Source organism: Massilia sp. TWR1-2-2, assembly GCF_049897565.1.
Classification (GTDB): Bacteria; Pseudomonadota; Gammaproteobacteria; order Burkholderiales; family Burkholderiaceae_D; genus JAFCUW01.
In genome coordinates, this window is the sequence record NZ_JAFCWM010000009.1 from 64,605 (window position 1) to 86,264 (window position 21,660).

20 protein-coding genes are annotated in these 21,660 nt (G+C 66.7%); 7 read left to right on the forward strand and 13 right to left on the reverse strand.

What is annotated here, in order from left to right:
• Positions 1 to 21 precede the first annotated feature (21 nt).
• Positions 22 to 666 carry a maleylacetoacetate isomerase gene (gene maiA, locus ACP7DD_RS10585; RefSeq protein ID WP_426174771.1) on the reverse strand — a complete coding sequence of 215 codons (645 nt, stop codon included), beginning with the start codon at positions 664 to 666 and terminating at the stop codon, positions 22 to 24.
• Positions 663 to 1,688: a fumarylacetoacetate hydrolase family protein gene (locus ACP7DD_RS10590; protein ID WP_426174772.1), complete on the reverse strand. Its 1,026-nt coding sequence runs from the start codon at positions 1,686 to 1,688 to the stop codon at positions 663 to 665. The genes maiA and ACP7DD_RS10590 overlap by 4 nt, the downstream gene beginning before the upstream one ends.
• A gap of 212 nt (positions 1,689 to 1,900) precedes the next feature.
• Between ACP7DD_RS10590 and ACP7DD_RS10595 the strand changes: the two genes are divergently transcribed.
• Positions 1,901 to 2,461, forward strand: coding sequence for a gamma-glutamylcyclotransferase (locus ACP7DD_RS10595; RefSeq protein ID WP_426174773.1), 561 nt, complete (start codon positions 1,901 to 1,903; stop codon positions 2,459 to 2,461).
• 10 nt (positions 2,462 to 2,471) lie between these two features.
• On the opposite strand, the gene ACP7DD_RS10600 is transcribed toward ACP7DD_RS10595, so the two are convergent.
• The 4 genes from ACP7DD_RS10600 to ACP7DD_RS10615 all read right to left on the reverse strand — a co-directional run bounded on the left by ACP7DD_RS10600 (position 2,472) and on the right by ACP7DD_RS10615 (position 7,399).
• Positions 2,472 to 3,599: a PA0069 family radical SAM protein gene (locus ACP7DD_RS10600; protein ID WP_426174886.1), complete on the reverse strand. Its 1,128-nt coding sequence runs from the start codon at positions 3,597 to 3,599 to the stop codon at positions 2,472 to 2,474.
• A gap of 153 nt (positions 3,600 to 3,752) precedes the next feature.
• Complete coding sequence (locus tag ACP7DD_RS10605) at positions 3,753 to 4,913, reverse strand: trypsin-like serine peptidase (protein ID WP_426174774.1); 1,161 nt, start codon at positions 4,911 to 4,913, stop codon at positions 3,753 to 3,755.
• 33 nt (positions 4,914 to 4,946) lie between these two features.
• The gene (locus tag ACP7DD_RS10610; protein WP_426174775.1) at positions 4,947 to 5,585 is read right to left on the reverse strand and encodes a tRNA-uridine aminocarboxypropyltransferase; all 639 of its coding nucleotides are present in this window, start codon (positions 5,583 to 5,585) and stop codon (positions 4,947 to 4,949) included.
• Between the two features lie 119 nt (positions 5,586 to 5,704).
• A complete protein-coding gene (locus ACP7DD_RS10615) occupies positions 5,705 to 7,399 on the reverse strand; it encodes a methyl-accepting chemotaxis protein (protein WP_426174776.1) in 1,695 nt (564 codons plus the stop codon).
• Between the two features lie 327 nt (positions 7,400 to 7,726).
• Between ACP7DD_RS10615 and ACP7DD_RS10620 the strand changes: the two genes are divergently transcribed.
• Both ACP7DD_RS10620 and ACP7DD_RS10625 read left to right on the forward strand, forming a co-directional pair.
• Positions 7,727 to 8,959, forward strand: a complete 1,233-nt coding sequence (locus tag ACP7DD_RS10620) for a dienelactone hydrolase family protein (protein WP_426174777.1) — start codon at positions 7,727 to 7,729, stop codon at positions 8,957 to 8,959.
• An 80-nt stretch (positions 8,960 to 9,039) separates the two neighbouring features.
• Positions 9,040 to 10,320 (forward strand): esterase/lipase family protein, encoded by a 1,281-nt coding sequence (locus tag ACP7DD_RS10625; RefSeq protein WP_426174778.1) that lies wholly within the window; start codon positions 9,040 to 9,042, stop codon positions 10,318 to 10,320.
• Here ACP7DD_RS10625 and ACP7DD_RS10630 read toward each other — a convergent pair.
• Together ACP7DD_RS10630 and ACP7DD_RS10635 are read right to left on the reverse strand one after the other, a co-directional pair.
• Complete coding sequence (locus tag ACP7DD_RS10630) at positions 10,304 to 11,218, reverse strand: pyridoxal-phosphate dependent enzyme (RefSeq protein ID WP_426174779.1); 915 nt, start codon at positions 11,216 to 11,218, stop codon at positions 10,304 to 10,306. The two genes, ACP7DD_RS10625 and ACP7DD_RS10630, sit on opposite strands and share 17 nt — an antisense overlap.
• Positions 11,219 to 11,275: 57 nt before the next feature.
• Positions 11,276 to 11,707 (reverse strand): hypothetical protein, encoded by a 432-nt coding sequence (locus ACP7DD_RS10635; protein WP_426174780.1) that lies wholly within the window; start codon positions 11,705 to 11,707, stop codon positions 11,276 to 11,278.
• 153 nt (positions 11,708 to 11,860) lie between these two features.
• Here ACP7DD_RS10635 and ACP7DD_RS10640 point away from each other — a divergent pair, with 153 nt between their 5' ends.
• Positions 11,861 to 13,210, forward strand: a complete 1,350-nt coding sequence (locus ACP7DD_RS10640; RefSeq protein ID WP_426174781.1) for a phenylacetate--CoA ligase family protein — start codon at positions 11,861 to 11,863, stop codon at positions 13,208 to 13,210.
• A gap of 2 nt (positions 13,211 to 13,212) precedes the next feature.
• Here the strand turns inward: ACP7DD_RS10640 and ACP7DD_RS10645 are convergent, their stop codons facing one another.
• Entirely contained in the window at positions 13,213 to 13,725 is a 513-nt protein-coding gene (locus tag ACP7DD_RS10645) for a CHRD domain-containing protein (protein WP_426174782.1), read from the reverse strand.
• A gap of 394 nt (positions 13,726 to 14,119) precedes the next feature.
• On the opposite strand from ACP7DD_RS10645, the gene ACP7DD_RS10650 reads away from it, so the two are divergent.
• Together ACP7DD_RS10650 and ACP7DD_RS10655 are read left to right on the forward strand one after the other, a co-directional pair.
• Positions 14,120 to 15,313 (forward strand): glycosyltransferase family 2 protein, encoded by a 1,194-nt coding sequence (locus tag ACP7DD_RS10650; RefSeq protein WP_426174783.1) that lies wholly within the window; start codon positions 14,120 to 14,122, stop codon positions 15,311 to 15,313.
• 88 nt (positions 15,314 to 15,401) lie between these two features.
• Positions 15,402 to 16,511, forward strand: coding sequence for a GNAT family N-acetyltransferase (locus ACP7DD_RS10655; protein WP_426174784.1), 1,110 nt, complete (start codon positions 15,402 to 15,404; stop codon positions 16,509 to 16,511).
• A gap of 22 nt (positions 16,512 to 16,533) precedes the next feature.
• Here the strand turns inward: ACP7DD_RS10655 and ACP7DD_RS10660 are convergent, their stop codons facing one another.
• The 3 genes from ACP7DD_RS10660 to ACP7DD_RS10670 all read right to left on the reverse strand — a co-directional run bounded on the left by ACP7DD_RS10660 (position 16,534) and on the right by ACP7DD_RS10670 (position 20,149).
• Complete coding sequence (locus ACP7DD_RS10660) at positions 16,534 to 18,807, reverse strand: polysaccharide biosynthesis tyrosine autokinase (RefSeq protein WP_426174785.1); 2,274 nt, start codon at positions 18,805 to 18,807, stop codon at positions 16,534 to 16,536.
• Positions 18,808 to 18,963: 156 nt separating this feature from the next.
• Positions 18,964 to 19,701: an SDR family oxidoreductase gene (locus tag ACP7DD_RS10665; protein ID WP_426174786.1), complete on the reverse strand. Its 738-nt coding sequence runs from the start codon at positions 19,699 to 19,701 to the stop codon at positions 18,964 to 18,966.
• A gap of 55 nt (positions 19,702 to 19,756) precedes the next feature.
• On the reverse strand, positions 19,757 to 20,149 hold the full coding sequence (locus ACP7DD_RS10670; protein WP_426174787.1) for a YybH family protein: 393 nt from the start codon (positions 20,147 to 20,149) through the stop codon (positions 19,757 to 19,759).
• 167 nt (positions 20,150 to 20,316) lie between these two features.
• Here ACP7DD_RS10670 and ACP7DD_RS10675 point away from each other — a divergent pair, with 167 nt between their 5' ends.
• Positions 20,317 to 20,700, forward strand: a complete 384-nt coding sequence (locus ACP7DD_RS10675; protein WP_426174788.1) for a DUF5335 domain-containing protein — start codon at positions 20,317 to 20,319, stop codon at positions 20,698 to 20,700.
• Positions 20,701 to 20,711: 11 nt separating this feature from the next.
• Here ACP7DD_RS10675 and ACP7DD_RS10680 read toward each other — a convergent pair whose 3' ends face one another.
• Positions 20,712 to 21,545, reverse strand: a complete 834-nt coding sequence (locus ACP7DD_RS10680; protein WP_426174789.1) for a metallophosphoesterase — start codon at positions 21,543 to 21,545, stop codon at positions 20,712 to 20,714.
• Positions 21,546 to 21,660: the final 115 nt, after the last annotated feature.

The window sequence follows — 21,660 nt, forward strand, 5'->3', positions numbered from 1 at the left end:
TTGGTATGTATAGGGGGTGCTTTACTCCGCGTCGGGCTGTTGCGAAGGGTGGGCGGCAATGAAAGCCGGCAACTGGGCGCAGGCATCGTTGATGCGGGCGATGTTGGGGTACGGCGCCAGGTCGATGTTGAAGCGCTGGGCGTTGTACACCTGCGGCACCAGGAAGCAGTCGGCGAAGCCTGGCGCGTCGCCCTGGCAGAAGCGGCCGGGCGCCGAATCGGCCGCCAGCTGCGCTTCCAGCGCGGCGAAGCCCTCGCCTATCCAGTGGCGGTACCACTCGTTCTTGGCGTCGTCGCTGATGCCGAGCGTTCTGACGAGGTAGCGCAGGATGCGCAGGTTGTTGACCGGGTGGATGTCGCAGGCGACGATCTGCGCCAGCGCGCGCACGCGGGCGCGCTGGCGCGGCGCAGCCGGCAGCAGCGGCACAGCGGGATGGGTCTCTTCGAGGTATTCGAGGATCGCCATCGACTGCGTCAAGGTGGCGCCGTCATCGTCGAAGGTCGGCACCAGCGCGCTCGGATTCATGGCGCGGTAGTCGTCCTGCAGATGCTCGCCGCCATGCTTGACCAGGTGCACCGGCACTGCCTCGTACGGCAGCCCTTTCAGGTTCAGCGCGATGCGTACGCGGTACGCCGCGGAACTGCGGAAGTAGGTGTAGAGCTTCATTTGGTCAGCGCGTGGTAGTGCGCCACTTGCTGGTCGATGGCGCCGAAGATGCTGGCGCCGTCGGCGTCGAGCATTTCGATGCGGACGTTGTCGCCAAACTTGAGATAGGACGTGGTGGGCATGCCCTTTTCGATCGTTTCGTACATGCGCAATTCGGCCAGGCAGCAATAGCCGACGCCGCCATGCTCGATGCTCGAGCCATGCAAGCCGCCCTGCTTGTTCGATACGGTGCCCGAGCCGATGATGGTGCCTGCGGCCAGCTCGCGTGTTTTGGCGGCGTGCGCCACCAGCTGGGCGAAATTGAAGGTCATGTCCTGGCCGGCGTTGGGTTTGCCGAACGGCAGTTCGTTGAGCGTGACCGTCAGCGGCAGGCACAGTTTGCTGTCCTGCCACGCTGCTTGCAATTCGTCGGGCGTGACCGCCACTGGCGAAAACGCGCTGGCGGCCTTGGACTGGAAGAAGCCGAAGCCCTTGGCCAGTTCATTGGGAATCAGGTTGCGCAGCGAGACGTCGTTGACCAGCATGACGAGCCTGATCGCCGCGGCGCTGTCTTCGACGCTGGCGCCCATGGCGACGTCGCCGGTGATGACTGCCACTTCCGCTTCGAGGTCGATGCCCCACTCCTCGGACAGCGCGAAGATCGGATCCCACGGGCCGACGAAGGAGTCGGAGCCGCCCTGGTACATCAGCGGATCGGTGTAGAACGAGGCCGGCACATCGGCGTTGCGCGCCTTGCGCACCAGCTCGACGTGGTTGATGTAGGCCGAGCCGTCGGCCCACTGGTAGGCGCGCGGCAGCGGGGAATGGCACAGCGACTCGACGAACGGTTCGGCCGCCAGGGCAGTGCCGTCGTTGAGGTCGCGGTAGATGTTGCGCAGGCGCGGCGCGACGGTGTCCCAGTTATCGAGTGCGAACTGCAAGGTGGCGGCAATCTTCGGCACGCGCTGGCACGTGACGAGGTCGCGGCTGACGACGATCAGCACGCCGTCGCGGCCCGCGCTCTTCAGGGTGGCGAGCTTCATGCGTGCTCCTGCGATTGGGCGCGGTAGGCGGCGTGCTGGATTTTTTTGATTGGCATTGCGTGCTCCTCCATAGATGTCATCATTAGAGTGCAAAACTGGCAATCATACAAATGTTTTTCCGCGCCGCGGGGCGATTCATATTATGCGGCGTCGCGCTGCGAAGGCATCGCAGCGCGGCTATAATTATTCTCCGCAATTGTGGGAACCCGCACATGTCACCCAACACCATCGCGATCAACCAGCGCATGGACAAATTCGACGGCCACCATCGCGTGTGGCTGTTCGGCTACGGCTCGCTCATTTTCAAGGCCGACTTCCCTTTCATCGAGCGGCGTCTTGCCAGCATCGAAGGCTGGGCGCGGCGATTCTGGCAGGGATCGCACGACCATCGCGGCACGGAAACGGCGCCGGGCCGCGTACTGACGCTGACGCCCGATGCCGGCGCCATCTGCGCCGGCATGGCCTACCTGATCACGCCGGAAGTATTCGCCCACCTGGACCACCGCGAAAAGAATGGTTACCTGCGACTGGCCGTCAACATCAACTTCGACGACGGCGGCAGCGAAGAGGGCCTGGTCTACATCGCCACCGAAGACAACGCCGCCTACCTGGGCGAAGCGCCGGAACGCGACATCGCGCGCCAGATCGCCGCTTCCGCCGGACCGAGCGGCCCTAACCGGGACTACCTGACCGATCTTGCCGACGCGCTGCGTTCTCTCGGCAAGGACGATGCACACGTGTTTGCCATTGAACGCCACCTGGCGGAATTCTAGCCAGACACGTTTAAAACAGGTCCAGCTGGCCGGTCGCGTTGCCGCTTTGTCTGCATGGCGCCGGGGGCACCACCAGCGGCTTGCGAAAGCGCGAGAAATCGAGTTTGGCGAAGCGGCTGCCGTTGCTCCCCATGCCGAGCCGCTCGACGGTCTTGCTGAAGCGCTGGCGGATCAGGTCGGCCCACACGCCCTCGCCGTGCATGCGCATGGAAAAGTCGCTGTCGTAGTCTTTGCCGCCGTGCATTTCGCGCACCCGGTTCATCACGCGCTGGGCACGGTCGGGAAAGTGTGCCTGCAGCCATTCCTGGAACAGCGGGTTGACTTCCCACGGCAGCCGCAGCACGACATAGTGGGCGCCGATGGCGCCGGCGTCGTGCGCCGCTTCGAGCACTTTTTCGATTTCGGGCTCGGTGACGAAGGGGATGATCGGCGCGACGCTGACGCTGACGGGAATGCCGGCGTCGGCCAGGCGGCGGATGGTGCGCAGGCGCCGCGCCGGCGCCGCGGCGCGCGGTTCGAGCGTGCGCGAGATGTCCGGATCGAGCGTGGTAATGGTGATCGAGGCGCACGCCTGGCGCCGCGCCGCCATGGCGCCGATGATGTCGATGTCGCGCTCGATCAGCGACGACTTGGTGATGAGGCCGACCGGGTGCTCGCATTGGTTAAGTACCTCGAGCACGCGGCGGGTGATGCCGAACTGGCGCTCGCACGGCTGGTACGCGTCGGTGTTGACGCCGAGGGCGATCGATTCGGGCACGTAGGCGGGCTTGGCCAGTTCGCGCCGCAACAGCTCGGGCGCGTTGACCTTGGCGAACAGGCGGCTTTCGAAATCGAGCCCCGGCGACAGGCCAAGGTAACTATGCGTTGGCCGGGCAAAGCAGTAGATGCAGCCGTGCTCGCAACCGCGGTAAGGATTGAGCGAGACGTTAAACGGGATGTCCGGAGAAGCATTGCGGCTGAGGATGGTCTTGGCGTACTCGTCGGTGACGTGGGTCTTGAAGGCGGCCGCGCCGCCCTCTTCGTCGTCATGCACCCACCCGTCGTCGAAGCCTTCGCGGCCGTTGACCTCGTAGCGGCCCTGCACGTTGGAAACCGCCCCGCGTCCCTTCCGAGGCGCAAGCGGCTTGGGCGGCAGCATGACCTGCCCTTCAAACTCGTTATCGCTGTCGGTCACGGCGGGGCCCCAGATACTGTATAAGCATACAGTATATTACCATGGCGCCGTGGCCTGTTCAAGCGGAGCGCGGGCGTGCGGCGCCGCCGTTGCGCCGACGCCTCAGTAATTACCGCACTAGTTGCAGTTGCCGCTGGAGGCGCAGATCGCTTTCCACAGCTGGATCCAGCGGTTGTCCGGCACCGACGAGCCCTGGGCCTTTTCGAGCTGGTCGTTATAGATGTACGAGGTGACGCCGACCAGCACATTCGGCACGGCGTCGATGCCGCTGGCGCCGCCCAGCGAAACCTGTTCAAGATTCTGTATCCACGGGCCGCCGCTGGAACCTTCGCGCGCGTCCGAGCCGTATTCGACGGTGTTCGCGTCGGTGGCGCGCAAGCTGGCGCTCATGACGTTCTGCATTTTTTCGCAGTCGTCGAGATTGCATGGATAGCCGATCTTGGAGGTGTGGTTGGGGTACAGGCTGCCGGTCTGCCAGCCGAACCAGCCGGCAACGTCGCCGAGCCGGGACAGTGGCGCATCAGGCTCGAGGCGCTGGTCGCGAAAACTGATCATCGCGTAATCGGCGGGGTTGGGCACCATGCCGCCGCCATTGGCCCACGCGGGAGCGACGATCACGTTGCTCCAGGTCCAGGCGCCAAATGGCGCAACGCCGTCGCGATAGGCCGGCACGAACAGGAAGTTTTCGTAAAAGCCGTTCGGCGAGCCGCTATGCACGCAGTGGCCGGCGGTGACGACCACGCGGCGCTGGAGCACCGCGGCCGAGCAGGTGAAGGGAGCGCCGTTGGCGGTGAAGAACAACTTGCCGACCGCACGGTAGGGAAAGACGCGATCGGCCGAATATTCGGCCGCTTCGCCATTGAACATGGGAAAAACCCGGGTGCTGGTGAAGCAGGCGCCAAGATTGCCCGCGGCGCTAGGGCGCACCGGCGCATCGGCCGGCGCGACGGCGGACCTTTTATCTGGCGTGAACAGGCGCCGCTCGCGGGGAGCGACCTGCACGGTGGGCGGGCTGCCCTCGTTGCGGACCGGCGCGGCCGCGCCGAGCGCCGATGGCGGGGCGGCCGACACCATGCCCTGCCGCGCCTGTGGCACAGGCAAGGGCCTGGCGGACTTCAAGCGTTCAGGCGTCCAGAATTGGCCGGCTGCATTTGCCGGGCCGATATTGGCCTTTGCGAGCGGACCGGTTGGATTCGGGGTTGCGGTTTGGGAGTGGGCCGCGCTGGCCATCAGGAGCGCCGCGGCTGTGGCCGATATGTTGTTGAATACTTTGTTCATGGAATCCTCGCCAGCGCGGACGGTGCGCCGTCTTCATTCGACTGGCGCACGGCGGGAAAATTCCTGTGCTGGCGCTGCACGGCCGGCGTAACCGGCCTGCTGGGCAACGAAGCCGTCTAACGCGGCCAGCAGCGGCGCGAAGCTGGCCTCGCCGCCGTCGAGCCGCATCAGCGCGTAGGCGGCCGCTTCGAGCGTCGACAGCTGGTCGGGCGCGTGGGCCTTGCGGATGCGGTAGTGGGAGGCCGGCATGCGCTGCAGCGCCAGCCGCGGCAAGCCCTGCAGCAGCGGATTGAGATACAGCATCTTGCGGCTCTTGCGCCAGGTGCCGTCTAGCACGACGAGGCGCAGCGCGGCGGGGTTGGCGAGGCTGGCAGTATCCGCCGCCGCGGCACTATCGTCCGGGTACAGTAGCAGCGGCGTACGGCCGCCGGCGTGCAGCAGGGCCGACAGTTGGGCAGGATCGAACAACTCTCCGGTGAGAAGTACGCTGCCGGGCACGCTCAGGTGCAGCAGGCGGGCGCTGCCCTTGGCGTTGGCGACTTCGAGCGGATGCTGCAAGATCAGCAGCTCGACACTGGTCGAGACCGGCGCGATCCATCGGCAGATACACGTGGAAACGGGGCGCAGGCAGGTGGCGCAGATCGGGCGGCGGGGGTGGGACGAGTTGCTCATGGCCGCCAGCATAAGCGTCGGCGGCGCCCGCTGGCAAGCAGGGACGCAGCAATAAAAAAAGCTGGGGTGTTTTGGGATCGAAATGTCCGAATGTCAGACCTGACACCAGCGTTTTGGGATTAGAACTCTTCCCACTCGTCTTTGGTGGCGGCGAGCGCGACGGCGGGCTTGCGCACGGCCGGCGCCGGCGCGGCGCCGCGGGCGGCCTGGCGCAGTGCCGGCGCCGGACGCGCAGCGACCGATGGGCGCGGCGCGGCGGCGCGCGGCGCCGCCAGCTGATTCAGCTTGAACACGCCGACCACTTCGGACAGGCGCGCGGCCTGGTCCTGCATCGACGCGGCAGCAGCAGCAGCCTGCTCGACCAGCGCGGCGTTCTGCTGGGTGACCGAATCCATTTGCGTGATGGCCATGTTGACTTGCTCGATGCCGTCGCGCTGCTCGTCGCTGGCGGTGGTGATGTCGTTCATGATGCTGGTCACGCGGGCAATGCTGGCAACCACCTCGGCCATCGTCTTGCCGGCCTCGTCGACCAGGCGCGAGCCGGTGTCGACCTTGGTTACCGAGTCGCCGATCAAGGCCTTGATTTCCTTGGCGGCGGCCGCCGAACGCTGCGCCAGGTTGCGCACTTCGGAGGCGACCACGGCGAAGCCGCGGCCCTGCTCGCCGGCACGCGCGGCTTCGACTGCGGCGTTGAGGGCGAGAATGTTGGTCTGGAAGGCGATGCCGTCGATCACGCTGATGATGTCGACGATCTTGCGCGACGAGTCGTTGATCGAGCCCATCGTCGCGACCACTTGCGACACCACGGCGCCGCCCTGGGAAGCCACCTGCGAGGCGGTGATCGCCAGCTGGTTGGCCTGGCGGGCGTTTTCGGCGTTGAACTTGACCGTCGAGGTCAGCTCTTCCATCGACGATGCGGTTTCTTCCAGCGAACTGGCTTGCTCTTCGGTACGCGAGGACAGGTCGAGGTTGCCGCTGGCGATCTCGGCCGACGCGGTGCCGATGGTGTCGGTGCCGCTGCGCACCTGGCCGACGATGCCGACAAGGCTGTCGTTCATTGCCTTGAGGGCAGCCATCAGCTGGCCGGTCTCGTCAGTGCTGTCGACGACGATGTTGCTCGTCAGGTCGCCCGCAGACACCGTTTCGGCAACCCGCACCGCTTCGCGGATCGGGCCGGTGATCGAGCGGGTGATCAGGTAAGCAAAAATGGCGCCGATCAGGATCGCCGCCGCGCCGAGCGCGATCGTCATGTTGCGGCCGTTGGCGTACTGCGCGGCAATCTCGTCGCCGGTCTCGTCGAGCAAGGCGCGCTGCGACAGCGACAATTTCTCGAGCGCGTCGAGGTAGGCGGTGCGGGTGGCAACCATCTCCTTGTTGTAGATCGCCTTGGCGCCTTCGAGGTCGCCGGCGGCCTTGCCCTTGAAGACGCTGGCGCGCGCCGCCGTGTACGCGGCGCGGGTGGTCAACACGTTGGCCAACAGTCCTTTGGCCACTGGCTCCTGCAGCAACTTGACCAGGGTGTCCTGCACCACCGTCGCGCGCGCCGACGAGGCTTTCATCATGTCTTCGACCGCTTTCTGATCGGCCGTATCGGTGGCCAGCCAGGCGGCGGTGGTGCGCGCCGCATTGACGTGGATGACCTGCGCCCACTCGCCGATGAGGCGCTCGTTGCGGACCTTTTGCTCGATCAGGTGCTCGGTGACGGCGCTGGCCGACTGCATGCGCCACAGCGCGGTGGCGCTGATGGCGACAAGCAGGAAAAGGACGATGGCGAAACCAAGCGCGAGACGGATACCAATGTTCAGATTTTTCATGGTGGAGCGCTATGCACGAGACGGGATTTGATGCTAACAGGAAATTCACCAATTCCCAAAAAGGTGCAAATGCACAAAGGTTTTTTTGCAACATAAAAACTATTATTTTGTTATGGAAATTTAAACGGTTGTTGTGTGAAGTGTATTGACGCTAGTGTCAACGGGTCGATTGATTGTCGCGTCCGCTTGATATGAATTGATGTTCTGCTACTACCGAAAAAATAAACGGGCGAACTTAGCAGTTGGGTATTGCTCTGAAAATTTAAGGTGCCTAGAATCAAATATTCCAATCGGAAATTTCATCTAGCCCAACTGCCCTTCTCCGCCATGGCTCGCGTCCTCCCGTCCGTCCGCAACATCACGTTGGCGATCATTGTCGGCCTGGCATCGCTGCCTTCCTTTTCCGTTGAGCAAGAACTGAAACTTGACTACCGGCTCAACGAACACATCGTGCTGATCCCGGCCGGCAGCGGCCGCTCGATGATGGAAACGACGGTATTCCAGCCGAACGGTCCGGGCCCGTATCCGCTGCTGATCATCAACCACGGCAAGGAAGCCGGCGCGCCCAGCGCGCAGCAGCGCGACCGCTTCATCTTCATGGCCACCGCGTTCGTCAAGCGCGGCTATGCGGTGATCGTGCCGATGCGCCAGGGCTTTGCCAATTCGACCGGACGCTACAAGGATTTCGGCTGCAACATGACGGCCAACGGCTATTCGCAGGCCAACGACGTGCGCGCCGCGGTCAATTATGCGCGCCAGCAGGACTGGATCGACAGCGACCGCATCGTGGTGGCCGGGCAATCCTACGGCGGCATGGCGACGATGGCGCTCGGCACCGAGGATTTGCCGGGGGTGCGCGGGCTGATCAACTTCGCCGGCGGCCTGCGCGACGACGCCAACAGCTGCGACTGGCGCGGCGAACTGGTCAAAGCGTTCGGCAACTATGGCGCGGCCAACAAGATTGCCAGCCTGTGGATGTACGGCTCCAACGATTCTTTGTTCGGCCCGGAACTGGTGCGCCGCATGCACGGCGCCTTCGTGCGCGCCGGCGGCCAGGCCCGCCTGGTCGAGTTCGGCCCGTTCAAGCGCGATGCCCACGGCATGATCGCCAGCCGCGACGGCGAAAAAATCTGGTGGCAGGAGACCGAGCAATTTCTCAAGCAGGTCGACATGCCGACGGCGGTGCGCTACGCAGTGGTGCCGCAGCCGACGTTGCCAAAAAGCGACTTTGCCAACATCGACGATGTCGACGCGGTGCCCTACATGGGCGAGCACGGCCGCACCGCTTACCGCGAATATCTTTCCAAGATGAGCCCGCGCGCGTTCGCGGTGTCGCCAAACGGCGCCTGGTGCTGGGCCGAGGAAGGCGAAGACCCGGACGCGCGCGCGCTCGCCACGTGCGAAAAGAAAGGCGGCCAGCCGTGCAAGCTGTACTCGGTCGACGAGCACGTCGTCTGGCTCGCCGATCCGTCGCCGTTGCCCGATGGCACCGCGCTCGCCAGCCGGGTGTTGCCACGCGCCGCCGGCGCGGTCGGCGGCACCAGTTCCGTCACCAACTGAACCGTTCAACGAACTGCACCAGCGCAAGCCGGACCTGTCGCGCCGGCCCGACAATGAGCGATTGATCATTGGAGGGGCGCATGTCGCGACTTCGTTTACGCTTGGCAGGCATGCTGCTGGCAATCGCCATCGCGGGGCTCGCCGGCGCCGCGCCGGTGCAAGCCGGCAACAACCATCCGGTGGTGCTGGTGCCGGGATTCCTTGGCTTCGGCCCGGACCAGTTCAACGGCAGTGGCTTCCTGTACTGGGGCGGCTTTGACGACATTGCCGAGCGCATGCGTGCCGGCGGCGCCCACCGGGTGCTGGCGGCGGCGGTCTCGCCGATCGCCGTCAACTGGGACCGGGCCGCCGAGCTGTACTACCAGATCAAGGGCGGCTGCGTCGATTACGGCAACGAGCACAGCACGCGCCACGCGCTAGACGGTGTAGCGAAGCCGGCCGGCAAATGCTGGGCGGCAGATCCGGCCGACAATCCGCACCGTTACCGGCTGGCGTTCTACCCGGCGTGGGACGGCGCGCATCCGATCCACCTGGTCGGCCACAGCCAGGGCGGCACCACGATCCGCGCGCTGATCGAGCTGCTCGAACACGGCTCGCCGAACGGCGACGAAGGCGGCGGCGACCTGTACGAAGGCGGCAAAGTTGGCTGGGTGACCAGCGTCACGACCATCTCGGCGCCGCACAACGGCACCACGCTGCGCGACGCGGTGCAGGATTTTCCGTCGCTGCTGGGGGCGTGGGCAACGATGGTCGACAACTTCGTGCTGCTGGCGGCCGGGCCGCCGAATCCGTGGGTGGCGCCGCCGCCCGGCATCGCCACGTCATCGATGAGCGGCGACTTCGACACCTCGCAGCTGGAAATGGCGCCGGACGGCGCGCGCGCGTTCAACAAATGGGCACGCACGTCGCCGCATGTGTACTATTTTTCGATCGGCACACGCGCCACCGAAGCTGGCAGCGCCTGCTGCAACGACACCGACCGCTTCGTCGCGCCGTTGCAGTGGCCCTCGTACCAGTATGCGCGCAGCGACATGATTTATTTTTGCAGGGCGACGGCTGGCGAGCTGATCGCGCCGATGCGCATCCAGCGCGGCATCGGTTCCTATACGCAATCGGCGCCGGACCGAGTGCTGGTGGACCGCAGCTGGTTCGTCAACGACGGCGTCGTCAACACCAGCAGCATGAAGGGGCCGGCCGGCCATCCGCAGCGCAACTACAACGGCAGCGCGCAGCGCGGCACGTGGAATTACCTGCGCACCTATGAAGGGTACGACCACTTCGACATTCTCGGCTGGCCAGGCGGGCCGGCGCCGGTCTTTCCGGTGTACGACCGCATCGGCGCCATCATCTACGCTCTGTAGCCCAGGCTTGCAGCTGGCCGACGGTGGCGGTGACGCCGCCGCACACGATCACCAGCACGTCGCGGCAGGCGCCAAGCGCGGCGCGGTCGTAGGCGACGGCGAGCGACGCGCCGCACGCTGGTTCGACCACGACGCGGTGGTCGTCGATGAAGCGCATGCAGGCCGCCACGGCGGCGCTGTCGGGCACGACGACGCTGCGTACCGGATGCTGCCGGGTCCACTCGAACGCCTGTTCGGCGACCTTGCGCGCGCCGAGCGACGTGGCCAGGCTGCTGATGCGCGGCAGCTCGATGCGCGCGCCGGCGGCGACCGACTGCGCCAGCGAATCGGCGCCGGCGGTTTCGACGGCGATCACCGGCACGCCGGCCATGCCGTTGCGGCGCAGGCCGGCCACCACGCCGCACAGCAGGCCGCCGCCGCCGACCGACAGCAGCACCGCGTCAGGAACCAGGCCGGCGCGGGCTACCTCGTCGATCATGCTGGCGTGGCCTTGCCACAGCAAGGGATCGTCGAACGGGTGGATAAAGGCGTCGGTGGGCAGCAGCATCGACTGGGCCAGTGCGTTTGCTTCCTGGAACGATGCACCGTGCACGATGACCTCGGCCTGCTCGCGGCGGATCAGTTCCATGGCGCGCGCGCTGGTCGTTTCGGGCACCACCACCACGACCGGGATCGACAGGCGCCGGCCAGCGTAGGCTGCGGCAATGCCGGCGTTGCCGCCGGAAGACGAGACGAAGCGGCGGGCGCCGCGGCGGGCGTATTCCTCGCAGGCGAAGCCGATGCCGCGGATCTTGAAGGAGCCAGGCGGCTGCAAGGCGTCCATCTTGAGCCAGACCGACTGGCCCGGGGTGGACATGGCGCCGGATTCGAGCAGCGGGGTTTCGATGTGCAGGGGCATGGTGTGCAGTGAGTTGTTGTCGGGGGTTTCAGTCATGGGGTCCCCGCGGGCGACGGGTTATTGGTCGGTGGTGTTGCCGCCCTGCCCCATGCCGAACAGATCGTGGGAGTCGAGGATGGCGAAGGCGATCTCGGGATGCTGGTCGAGGCAGCGCCGCACCGCCGCCGGAATCGACTGGCGCGTCTTGCGGCACAGGCCGGGCAACTCGGCGAGCTCAATGTTGAAGCCGCGCACCGTGCGCACTTCGTTGGCGCTGGGGGTGATGCTGATGGCGATGCCGAGCAGTTGATGCATCTTCTGCTCCATCTTCAGCAGGTCGTCGTAGCAGGCGATGGCTTCGATGCGAGCCAGCAATTTTCTCTCTTCGTCGCGCGTCAGCTTCAAGATCCGCAGGTCGGCGCCTGGCTCGGCCAGCAGGCGTTCGCGGTCGCAGACGCACGCCCCAGGCGGGCATTCGGAGCGAATCGGAAAGTCAACTGGTTGCAACATCGTGGCGAGCCATTCGTGGACGGGGAAAAAATTCTACCACCGATGCCGGCAAATGCGTCCGCTTTGCGTCCGGCGGCTCGCCGCACCTCGATTCGGGAGTACAGTGGAACGTGGCTCCGCGCCCACAACGTCCCCAGAAAACACCAACTCGACATGACCTCGCAACTTCGCAACGAACTGCTGTTCGGCACGCGCGCACTGCTTCGGGACAACTCTTTGAGCCAATGGCGGCTGCGCGCCCTGCAGCGCAACGAGTCGCTCGAGCGCGCGCAACTCGAACAGCTGCAGGCGGCGCTGCTGCACCGGACGTTGCGCACCGCCATCGCGCGGCTGCCGAAGTACAAGCACATCGCGTCCGATTTTCCGGTGGCGGCCGCGCCCGAGGTGCTGCGCACGATGTTTCCGATCATCGCCAAGGATACGCTGTTCGCGCACCGCGGCTCGCTGTATCCGAACCGCGGCGAGCGGCAGCCGTGGCAGGCGCCGGGCAAGAGCAGCGGCACCACCGGGGCGCCGGTGACGGTATTTCGCAGCCTGGCGTCGCTGCTGATGGAGCAGGCGTTCGTCAAGCGCCACTGGGCCTGGGCCGGCTACCACGACGGCATGGTGCGCGCCACCTTGCGCGGCGAACTGGTTGCCGGCTTCAACCAGGCCGGGCCGCCGTTCTGGTTCTGGAACCGCTACAACCGCCAGTTGGTCGTGTCGTCGCGCCACCTGGTCGACGCGCATGCCGACGCCATCATCGATCGCCTGGAGCAGCTGGCGCCGGCGATGCTGCAAGCGTACCCGTCGACCGCATTCACGCTGGCCGGCCTGCTGGAACGGCGCAAGCGGCGCCTGCGCATTCCGTTTATTTTCACGTCGTCAGAGCCGCTGTACCCGCACCAGCGCGCGCTGGTCGAGCAGTCGCTGGGCGGCAAGGTGATGGACATGTACGGCATGGCCGAACGGGTGGCGTTCGCCGGCGAGTGCGAACATGGCCAACTGCACATCAATCCGGATTATTCGTACGTCGAAATTGTCGACGAGCACGGCCGTCCGACCGACCACTGCGGCAGCGTAGTCGGCACGACGTTCCACAACCATGCAATGCCGCTGGTGCGCTACCGGCTCGGCGACCGCACCCGCTGGAAGCGCGGACAATGCGCGTGCGGACGGGCTTTTCCGATGATCGAACCTGTCACCGGAAAGTTCGAGGACAGTATTACTGGCGGCAACGGCGAACCGGTCAGTTCATCGGTGCTGACCTTCGCCTTCAAGAACATGAACAGCATCTGCAAGTCGCAGGTCGCCCAGGTCGGCCCCGCGTGCTGGGAAGTGCGGGTGGTGCCGCTGCCGGGATTTACCGCGACCGACCAGCAGAGACTGGTCGACAACATCCATCAGCTGGTCGACCCGCACGTGGCCGTCACGGTCGTGCTGAGGGATGACATCCCCAGCACCGCCGCCGGCAAATTTCGCTGGGTGGTCAACGAATTCGATCCACCCCGCAATGCCGCCTGACCTTATTTGCCCGGCAGCTGGACGCGCACTTCGCCGCCCGGATAGGCCGCGCTGTGGACGTTGACGTAGAGCTTGCCCTGCTGGTAACTGGCGTATTGCGCGGCCGTCAGCTTGGCGCCAGGGGCCGGCGCGAAGGTATTCTCGCCGGTCTTGGCAAACGGCAGGATGACCGGACCGTTGTTGCCCGGCGCCGCTTCATGGATGTGCGCCATGGTCGGCGTCATGCCCATCACCTGCACGGTGCCGGTGACGGTCATGTCGGGGCCGACCGCGATCGTACTCTTGCCGGTGGCGCTAGACGGGTTCGGCGGCACTTCCTGGGCAGGGCTCAAGGTCAGCGCGGGAGCGGCAGTGACGGCGGCAGATGCGGCGGCAACGGTCGGCGTCGGATTGATGGCAGTCGGCGTCGCTTTCGCCGGCGCCGTTTCGCTCTTCGAGGCGCAGCCGGCAAGCAGCAACAGTGCGGCCGCGGTGGCGGCACATACTAAGCGGACGTCTTTTTTTGAAGTCTTCATTTGTCGTTCTCCTGTGGTCATTGCGTTAGATCGGATGCGCACATCGGCGCATCGCGCCGGCTGTTCGATAGCAATATTACATGAGCACGCCATTAGCGGGCGCGCCATTACCGGGTCAGGCTGAGCGCCGGACCGGGCCGGCCGTTGTCAAGATTAGATATCGAACAACGACGGATGACTTCATGCATGTCCTCTGGACTTATCTGCGGCCGCACTGGCGGCGCGCTGCGCTGGCGCTGCAGGAGATTGGCAACATCTACCGGCACGCTGCGCAATGCGACCGTTTCGGCGGCCGGCAGTGCGCGCGCCACACTAGAGCGACGTCAATCGGCAGCGCCCGGCCACCCATATGATCGTGCTCAGGCCCCCGCCGTGCAACCGGGCCGGAGGAACGATGATGGCGTTGCTGCTGGTCGCGTTGCAGGCCGTGTTCGTGCTGCTGGTGCTGGCGCTGACGCTGGCGGCGGGCGCGCTGGCATTGCAGCTGATTGCCGCGCCGCGCACGCGTGCGCAGCACGCGCTGCCGGCGTGCGAGCGGCCGTCGGTCGCGGTGCTGGTGCCGGCGCATGACGAAGCGGCGCGCATCGGCGCCACGCTGGCATCGGTCCGCGCGCAGTTGCAGGGCGGCGACCGCCTGCTGGTGGTGGCCGACAACTGCCGCGACGACACGGCGCTGGCCGCCTGCCTGGCCGGCGCCGAGGTGCTGGTGCACAGCGACGCCTGCCGGCCCGGCAAAGGTCACGCGCTGGCCGCCGGCGTGCACCACCTGGCGCAGACGCCGCCGCAAGTGGTGCTGGCGATCGACGCCGGCTGCCTGCTCGAAGCGGACGCCATCGAATGGCTGGCCAACACGTGCGCGGCGACGCGCCGTCCGGTGCAGGCCGCATGCCTGCCGCGCCCGCGCGACGGCGACGGCGCCGCCCACCAGCTGGCGCAATGGGCGTCGCTCACCGAGCACTGGCTGCGTCCGCTCGGGTGGCGCCGGCTCCGCATGGGCTGTACGCTGGCCGGCAGCGGCGTGGCGCTGCCGTGGCCGCTGGCAAGCACCTGGCCGCTGGCCAATCCGCACTGCGCCCTCGACCTCGCGCTGGGACTGCACTTCGCGCTGGCCGGGTCGACGCCGCTGTTTTGCGCCGACGCCGTCGTCACCACCGCGTGGCCCGACGACGCCGCCGTGCTGCGCCACACCCGCCGCGAACTGTGCCAGCTGGCGCTGATTGCCCGGTACGGTCCGCGCCTGCTGCAGCGCGCGCTATTGCGGCGCGACGTGTCGCTGTTGGCGCTGGCAGCCGACGTGTGCGTGCCGTCGGTAAGCCTGCTGCTGATGCTCGCGCTGCTCGCGCTTGGCGCTGGCGCGCTGGCCTGGATGGCCAGCGGCGCGGCGCTGCCGTGGGCACTGGCCGCACTGCCGGCGCTGCCGCTGGCCGCGGCGCTGTGGGCGGCGTGGCGCAAGGCCGGCGTGACGATCGTGCCGGCGCAGCGGCTCGGCCACGCCGTGCCGTACGTGCTGAACAAGATTGCCTTGTATGTGCGCGCGCTGCTGGGCGCACGGCCGGCGCCGGCCGTGCGGGCGCGCGACGCACCGTGAGTTCCTCGATCGCTTTGCGGACGCACAGCGCCGCGCGCCGCGCCGCTGCCTAGAATGGATGTCCAACCACAGCGGGGGACGCGCGATCATGACGAGCTGGCTAGAGGCAAGCTATTCCTGCGCCGGCGAACCGCCCGCATTCCTCGAACCGGAACTCGACCGCCTGTACGGCACCCGGCTGTCGTGCCTGCCGCGCTTCCGGCTGCACGGCAGCTGGGACGGCGTGCGCGCGTACGTCGCCAGGCGCGCCGGCGTGGCCGAAGCGGTGTTCCTGTACCGCTTCGAGCACGGCCGCGCCGTGGTGCTCAACGAAGGCATGACCGTGAGCGAAGAAATCGCCAACCGCTTCGCCAGCTACCTGTTTCGCAACCACGACAGCGTGTCGCTGATCGCGTTTCACTTTATCGAAACCGGTGCGCCGCGCTTCGCCTTTCCGTCCGTGCGCGCCGCCTGCGGCGAGGACACCGTGCTGGCCCTGCCGGCCAGCGTGGCCGCCTACCGCGAAGCCCTGGGCGCGAGCACGCAGCGCAGCCTTGACCATCGCCTGAACCGCATTGAACGCGCCCTGCCTGGCTTTACCTTTACCGTGCTCGAAAAGCAGCAGGTGCCGGTGCGCCAGGTGCGCGCACTGATCCGTCTGCACCGGCTGAACATGGTGGCGAAGGGAATGGCGGCGCGCATCGACGACGATGAGGAACAGCGCATCATCGCGTACGTCGCGCTGTGCGGCTTCGTGTCGCTCGCATCAAGCAACGGCAAGGTCTGCGCCGGCGCCATCACGTACCGGCTGGGCAGCAATTTCACGACCCGCATCCTGGCGCACGACCCGGTCCATGCCGGCCTGCGGGTCGGATTTGCATGCGCCTACCTGACTGTCTGCGAATGCATCGCCGCCGGCAACAGCCGCTATTTCCACTTCGGCTGGGGACAGCGCGACTACAAGCGCCAGCTGGGCGGACGCGAGCGCGCGCTGGTACACCTGTCGCTGTTCCGCTCGCGCCTGCACGTCATGCGCAACGCCGGCGCCGCGCTCGGCGCGCTGCTCGGGGGCTGCGCCTTCCACCTGCGGCGCGCTCTGCTGCACGCCGCGTGCAACGACGGGTGGGTCGTCGCGCGCCTGGCCGACATGCTGATTGCTGGCGGCCGCCGTCTGCGCACGCTGCGCAAGACAGCGCCCGCGCGCGGGGGCCTGCCGTGACTGGCGGCCCCGAGCCTGCGCGTCAGCCGCTGTACTCGAGCCGTTCGAGGTTGCCATAGCCGTATTTGTAGCCGTAGCAGGACAGGCGCGGCTGGACGTCGTTGAAGACGATGCCGAACGGCGCCACGCCGGCCTGGTTCAGGCGCTTGATCGATTCGGTGATCTCGCGCTCGGTAGACACGCCGGCGCGCGCCACCAGGAACACCGCGCCGGCATGGCTGCCGAGCACCAGCGCGTCGGCCAGCGCCAGGATCGGCGGCGAATCGAGCAGCACCACGTCGTAGTGCTCGCTCACCGACGCCAGCAGCGCGCCGACGTCGGCGTGCATGAAGACGTCCGGGTCGCCGGCCGGCGGGCAGCCGGTCGGGATGAAGTCGAGGTTGGCCAGCACGTCGTGGCGGATCGCCTGGCTGATCGGCAAGGCGCCGCCGACCGCTTCGCACAGGCCGCGCTCGCGGGTGGCGCCGAAATACTGGTGCAGGCGGCCATTGCGCACGTCGGCGTCGATCAGCAGCACCCGCTTGCCGCCGGCGGCCATGACGGCGGCAAAGTTGGCCGACACGAACGACTTGCCCAGGCTCGACGTCGGCCCGGCGAACATGATGACGTTGCTGTCGAACTGCGGCATCGAGAACTGCAGCGATGCGCGAAAGCTGCGCAGCGCTTCGATCGCGCCATCGGTGGGCCGGTCCAGCGCCAGCAGCAGGTGGCGGCCGTTGACGGCGCCGCGCCTGTTGAGCTTGGCCTGCGCATCGCTGTGCGGAATGCTGGCAAATACCACGCGCGAGCCGAGCAGCTGTTCGATGCGCACGGGATCGTCGACGCCGCCGGCCAGGTGGCGCCGCACGAACGCCGCCGCCACACCGAGCAGCAAGCCGGCGGCCAGGCCGGTGAGCACGATCAGCGTGCGTTGCGGGCGCACCGGCTCGTCGACGACCATCGGCGCGTCGACCATCCGCACATTGCTCGTCTTGCCCACCGAAACGATGCGCAGCTGCTGCGCCGTGTTCGCCAAAGCCGTATACAGGTCGGTGTTGACCTTGACCTCGCGGCTCAGGCGCACCGCGTCTTGTTCGAGCAGCGGCAAGGTCTTGATGTGGCGGGCGATGTCGCCCAGTTCGCGCTCGACTTCGCCAAGCTGGCCGCCGACGGCCGCCCCCACCGGATGGCGCGCCGTGAAGCGGGTCAGCAGCTCGGTTCGTTTCTGCAGCAGCTCGGCGCGGCGCGCCTTGGCGGCGGCCGCCTGCTGCAGGCTCAGCTTCGCTTCCTCGGCGAAGTCGACGCTGCCGTTGGCCTTGCGAAAGGCGTTGTACTCGCCCTCGGCCTGTTCGACGCGCGCCTTCAGCTTGGGCAGCTGTTGGTCGAGAAAGGCCAGCGACTGGTCCGCCTCCTCGCTCTTGCGCGCCACGTTCTGGCCCATGTACTGGCGGCCGATTTCGAGCAGCAGCTCGTTGACCAGCTCGGCGCTGCCGCCCTCCAGCCTGACGACGATCACGCTGGAGTGCTTGCCTTGCTCGGCGATAGCGAGCGAGCGCTGCAGCTTGCGGATGCTCGACATGGCCGAATTGCGGGCCAGCTTGAAGCGGGCGCCGGGCAGGCCATCGAGGCGCGCCACCAGCAGTTCGATGGGCCCATCGGGCGTGACGGCGCGCATCGCCGTGCCGACGTTGCCGTAGACGACGATGGTGCTGACCGCGTCGTACAGGCTGAAGCGTTCTTCGCCGAGGCTGGTGACGACGAATTTACGCCGGTACATCGCAGGCGGCACGTTGAACCACGGGACCTCGATCCGTTCGGCGCCCCATACCTTGCCGCCAATGCCAACCACGCCTGGCTGCGACAACTGCCCCGGGCGCTGGTCGGCCAGCAGGCGGCCGACCAGCGGAAAGTAATCCGGCGCGGCCTCGATGTACAGCTTGAGGCGCTCGACGGCCGGGCCGACCACGGTGCGCGAGCGCAGCAGCTCCATCTCGGCGGTCGCCGCCTTTTTGGTCTCGAACATCGCCGCCGCTTCGGTCAGCGCGTTTTTCGCCGCGGCCGGCATCGCTTCTTCCACATGGATCAGCATGCTCGCTTCGTACACCGGCCGCGCCAGCAGTGCGTAGGCGGCGGCGGCGAGCGTGACGGCCAGCGTGATGGCGCCGATCAGGCGAAGATGGTCGCGCAGCAGCTGCAGCCAGGTGGCCAGTTCGGGCTCGTCGTCTTCCGGCACCGGCGGCGGCGGCACGGCGATGTGCTTGCTGATGGCGCGGCGCCGCGGCAGGCGCACGCGGTAGGAATCGGTCTGGCTAGTCATGGTCGGGCTCGCAACGGTGGGGGCGCGACAGCGCCACATAGTCCACGCTAAGGGAGCAGGCCCCACCTCGTTTGTGCTGAGTCAATCGGGCGCGCCCGACTGAGCGATTAGCGCGATTGCGCGGTCCGATGTGGCCTGATGCGACCTGATGCGACCTTACGCGCCGCTGTTGCGCAGGTCGTCGACCGGCAAATTGCCGAAGCGATCGGCCAGCAGGTAGTCGATGAGCGCGGCGGCGCAGCGGGCCGGCGCGGCCAGCTCGCCGGCGCGCTTGAGTTCGTCGAAACGCTGGCGCAGCGGGAACCGGTCGAGCCCAGTGGCGCGAATCTCGGCCTGCATGCCGGTGTCGATGACGCCCGGTGCCAGGCTGCAGATGCGCAGGTTGCTATTCTGGTCGAGCGCGACCGCGCGGGCGTGCTGGTCGAGCGCGGCCTTGGTGGCGCAGTAGACGCTCCAGCCCGGATAGGCGCTGCGGCCGGCGCCGCTCGACACGTGCAGGATGCGGCAGGCCGCGTGCGGCGCGCAGGCGGCGGCGACGGCGCCGGCGAGCATCAGCGGCGCGGCGACATTGACGGCGATGGCGCGGGCGACGGCGCCGGCGTCCTGCAGCGCCAGCGGGCCAACCGGCTGTACGGTGCCGGCGTTATTGATCAGCAGGACAGTGTCGCAACCGGCCAGCGACGCCGCCAGCGCGGGGCCGGCCAGCCAGGCGCCGAGGACGGCGCTGTCGGCCAGGTCGAGTTCGGTTTGCCGCAGCAGGTCGGGAAAGCGCGCGGCCAGTTGCGGCGCCGCGCCGCGCGCGATGCCATGCACGGCGACGCCGCGCGCCAGCAGGTCGGCGGCGATGGCGGCGCCAAGCCCCTTGCTGTGGCCGGTAAGGATCGCCTTCATCATGGTGGACTTTCCGGTGGTGAGTGACCCTTCAAGTCTACCCCTGAACGCACGCTTGCTACGCCGGGATCGGCCGGTAGCGGTTGAACATGTCGCGCGCGATGCGCCAGGCGCCGTCGATCTTGCGCCAGGCGATGAAGTAGCGGCCATCGTCGATGCATTCGCGCTCGCCGTTCGGCAGCGCGGCGAACAGTTCGTAACGTCCCACTTCCAGCGCCTGCTGGTCGTCGCCGTCCGCTTCCTCGGTGGTAAAGCGCGCCTCGACGATGCCCTGTTCGATGGCGCCGCCGAAGAACTGGCCGATCGCGGCGCGGCCGTGAAAGGTCGGCAGGCCGTCGGGCATCAGGCAGGCGTCGTCGGTGTAGAGTGCCGCGGCGCGCACCGCATCGCGGGCGCAGAAGGCGGCGGCCAGGCCGTTTTGCGCGCTTTGCAACTCATCTTTCAGGCTCATGGAAGTCCCCCATCAAGAAAGGTCGGTCATTTGGTCCATCACAGCGTTGCCGATACTACACTAATTTTATTCTTGGCAACATTTATTTCGGATTCGCGCGTCAAGGAATTCGCGCGCCGCGCAACGGTCTAATCCCCATGTGGCTGCTGACACGATGGGAGCAAATGATGGCTATGACCAAACTCGAGAAATCAACCTGGCATGCGTACTTCGACAATGTGTCGAAAATCCTCGGCGGCAAGGAAGCCGAAGTCGAGATTTCGTCGCTGAACATCGGCGACCAGATCGAAGCGGAATGGCTGCCGCTGATGGGCCTGGTGTACGACCCGAACAGCGATGTCGTCGAGGTCCTGATGCAAGGGCTCGATCACCTGATCCACAAGCCGAGCGAGATCTTCATCGATCACGACGCCGTCCGGCTGGTCAGCCTGGAAGTGATCGACGGCGATGGCACGCGCCAGATTATCAGGCTGCGCGATCCGCTGATGCTGCCGTACTCGGGCGCGCTGGGCGGCGCGCAAGCGAGCGGCGCCGGCAGCGCGCCGCCCTGACCTGCACTTGGCTAGACGTCGATGACCAGATTGGGGCGGAACGCTTCCTGCTCGCCTTTGCTCGAATAGCCGAGCGGGTTGGCGACGACCCGGCATGCCCAGGCGTTGCCGCCGTTGTCGCCTTCGACGACGTAGTCGTTCAAGCAGTGAAGGTGGCCGTGCATCCAGACCTTGGCGAAGGGCAGCAGGTTGTCGAGCGCATTGCAAAATCCCGCCGTGCCGGCCGTGAGCCCGTAACGCGGGTCCGCGCTCAGCAAGCTGGGGGCGAAATGGGTCACCGCCACGGTAGCGCCGTCGAACGGCGTCGACAGCGCTTCGCGCAGCCAGGCCCGACATTCCAGCGACATCGCGCGGATCCCTTCGGCCAGCACTTGCTCGCCGTCCTTCAAGGTGGTGTTCTTGCTCAAATAATAGTTAGCGGCGCGAAAAGCCTTCGTCAGCGACTGCATCTGCACGGTCATGCTGGCGTCGCGGTCGACCAGCGCCTCGAAATCGGTCCACAGCGTGGTGCCGACGAAACGCACGCCGCCCTGCACGACGACCTCGCGGTCGAGCCAGGTGATGCCCAGACGCTCGCAGGTGTCGCGCAGGCGGGCGTAGGTGGCGTCGAAGTCGAGCGCGTCGAATTCGTGGTTGCCTGGAACGTACAGCACCTTCGCGCGGGCAGCGCCCGGTTGCAGCGGCGAAAAGCGTTCGAGGCCGAAGTCGTGCGACTTCAGACGCGATCCCGCCTGGTACGAGCCGATGTCGCCGGCCAGCACGATGACGTCGACGTCGGCGGCGAAATGGGGCTGAAAGTCCGGGTAACGTTCGAGGTGGAGGTCCGAGAAAAGCTGTATGCGCATCGACGCAGTATATAAGAGATAGCCCGAAGAGTTGGCAGCAGGCGTCTGACCCGATTTTGGGTCAGACGCCGGAGTCGTCGGCGCCTGCGAATCCGGGGTCTGCCCCCAACGCCGG

Bases quoted from the DNA above. Each gene is read 5' to 3' on its own strand.
- maiA (WP_426174771.1), bottom strand. From the start codon at position 666: ATGAAGCTCTACACCTACTTCCGCAGTTCCGCGGCGTACCGCGTACGC.
- ACP7DD_RS10590 (WP_426174772.1), bottom strand. From the start codon at position 1,688: ATGAAGCTCGCCACCCTGAAGAGCGCGGGCCGCGACGGCGTGCTGATC.
- ACP7DD_RS10595 (WP_426174773.1), top strand. From the start codon at position 1,901: ATGTCACCCAACACCATCGCGATCAACCAGCGCATGGACAAATTCGAC.
- ACP7DD_RS10600 (WP_426174886.1), bottom strand. From the start codon at position 3,599: ATGCTGCCGCCCAAGCCGCTTGCGCCTCGGAAGGGACGCGGGGCGGTT.
- ACP7DD_RS10605 (WP_426174774.1), bottom strand. From the start codon at position 4,913: ATGAACAAAGTATTCAACAACATATCGGCCACAGCCGCGGCGCTCCTG.
- ACP7DD_RS10610 (WP_426174775.1), bottom strand. From the start codon at position 5,585: ATGAGCAACTCGTCCCACCCCCGCCGCCCGATCTGCGCCACCTGCCTG.
- ACP7DD_RS10615 (WP_426174776.1), bottom strand. From the start codon at position 7,399: ATGAAAAATCTGAACATTGGTATCCGTCTCGCGCTTGGTTTCGCCATC.
- ACP7DD_RS10620 (WP_426174777.1), top strand. From the start codon at position 7,727: ATGGCTCGCGTCCTCCCGTCCGTCCGCAACATCACGTTGGCGATCATT.
- ACP7DD_RS10625 (WP_426174778.1), top strand. From the start codon at position 9,040: ATGTCGCGACTTCGTTTACGCTTGGCAGGCATGCTGCTGGCAATCGCC.
- ACP7DD_RS10630 (WP_426174779.1), bottom strand. From the start codon at position 11,218: ATGCCCCTGCACATCGAAACCCCGCTGCTCGAATCCGGCGCCATGTCC.
- ACP7DD_RS10635 (WP_426174780.1), bottom strand. From the start codon at position 11,707: ATGTTGCAACCAGTTGACTTTCCGATTCGCTCCGAATGCCCGCCTGGG.
- ACP7DD_RS10640 (WP_426174781.1), top strand. From the start codon at position 11,861: ATGACCTCGCAACTTCGCAACGAACTGCTGTTCGGCACGCGCGCACTG.
- ACP7DD_RS10645 (WP_426174782.1), bottom strand. From the start codon at position 13,725: ATGAAGACTTCAAAAAAAGACGTCCGCTTAGTATGTGCCGCCACCGCG.
- ACP7DD_RS10650 (WP_426174783.1), top strand. From the start codon at position 14,120: ATGATGGCGTTGCTGCTGGTCGCGTTGCAGGCCGTGTTCGTGCTGCTG.
- ACP7DD_RS10655 (WP_426174784.1), top strand. From the start codon at position 15,402: ATGACGAGCTGGCTAGAGGCAAGCTATTCCTGCGCCGGCGAACCGCCC.
- ACP7DD_RS10660 (WP_426174785.1), bottom strand. From the start codon at position 18,807: ATGACTAGCCAGACCGATTCCTACCGCGTGCGCCTGCCGCGGCGCCGC.
- ACP7DD_RS10665 (WP_426174786.1), bottom strand. From the start codon at position 19,701: ATGATGAAGGCGATCCTTACCGGCCACAGCAAGGGGCTTGGCGCCGCC.
- ACP7DD_RS10670 (WP_426174787.1), bottom strand. From the start codon at position 20,149: ATGAGCCTGAAAGATGAGTTGCAAAGCGCGCAAAACGGCCTGGCCGCC.
- ACP7DD_RS10675 (WP_426174788.1), top strand. From the start codon at position 20,317: ATGGCTATGACCAAACTCGAGAAATCAACCTGGCATGCGTACTTCGAC.
- ACP7DD_RS10680 (WP_426174789.1), bottom strand. From the start codon at position 21,545: ATGCGCATACAGCTTTTCTCGGACCTCCACCTCGAACGTTACCCGGAC.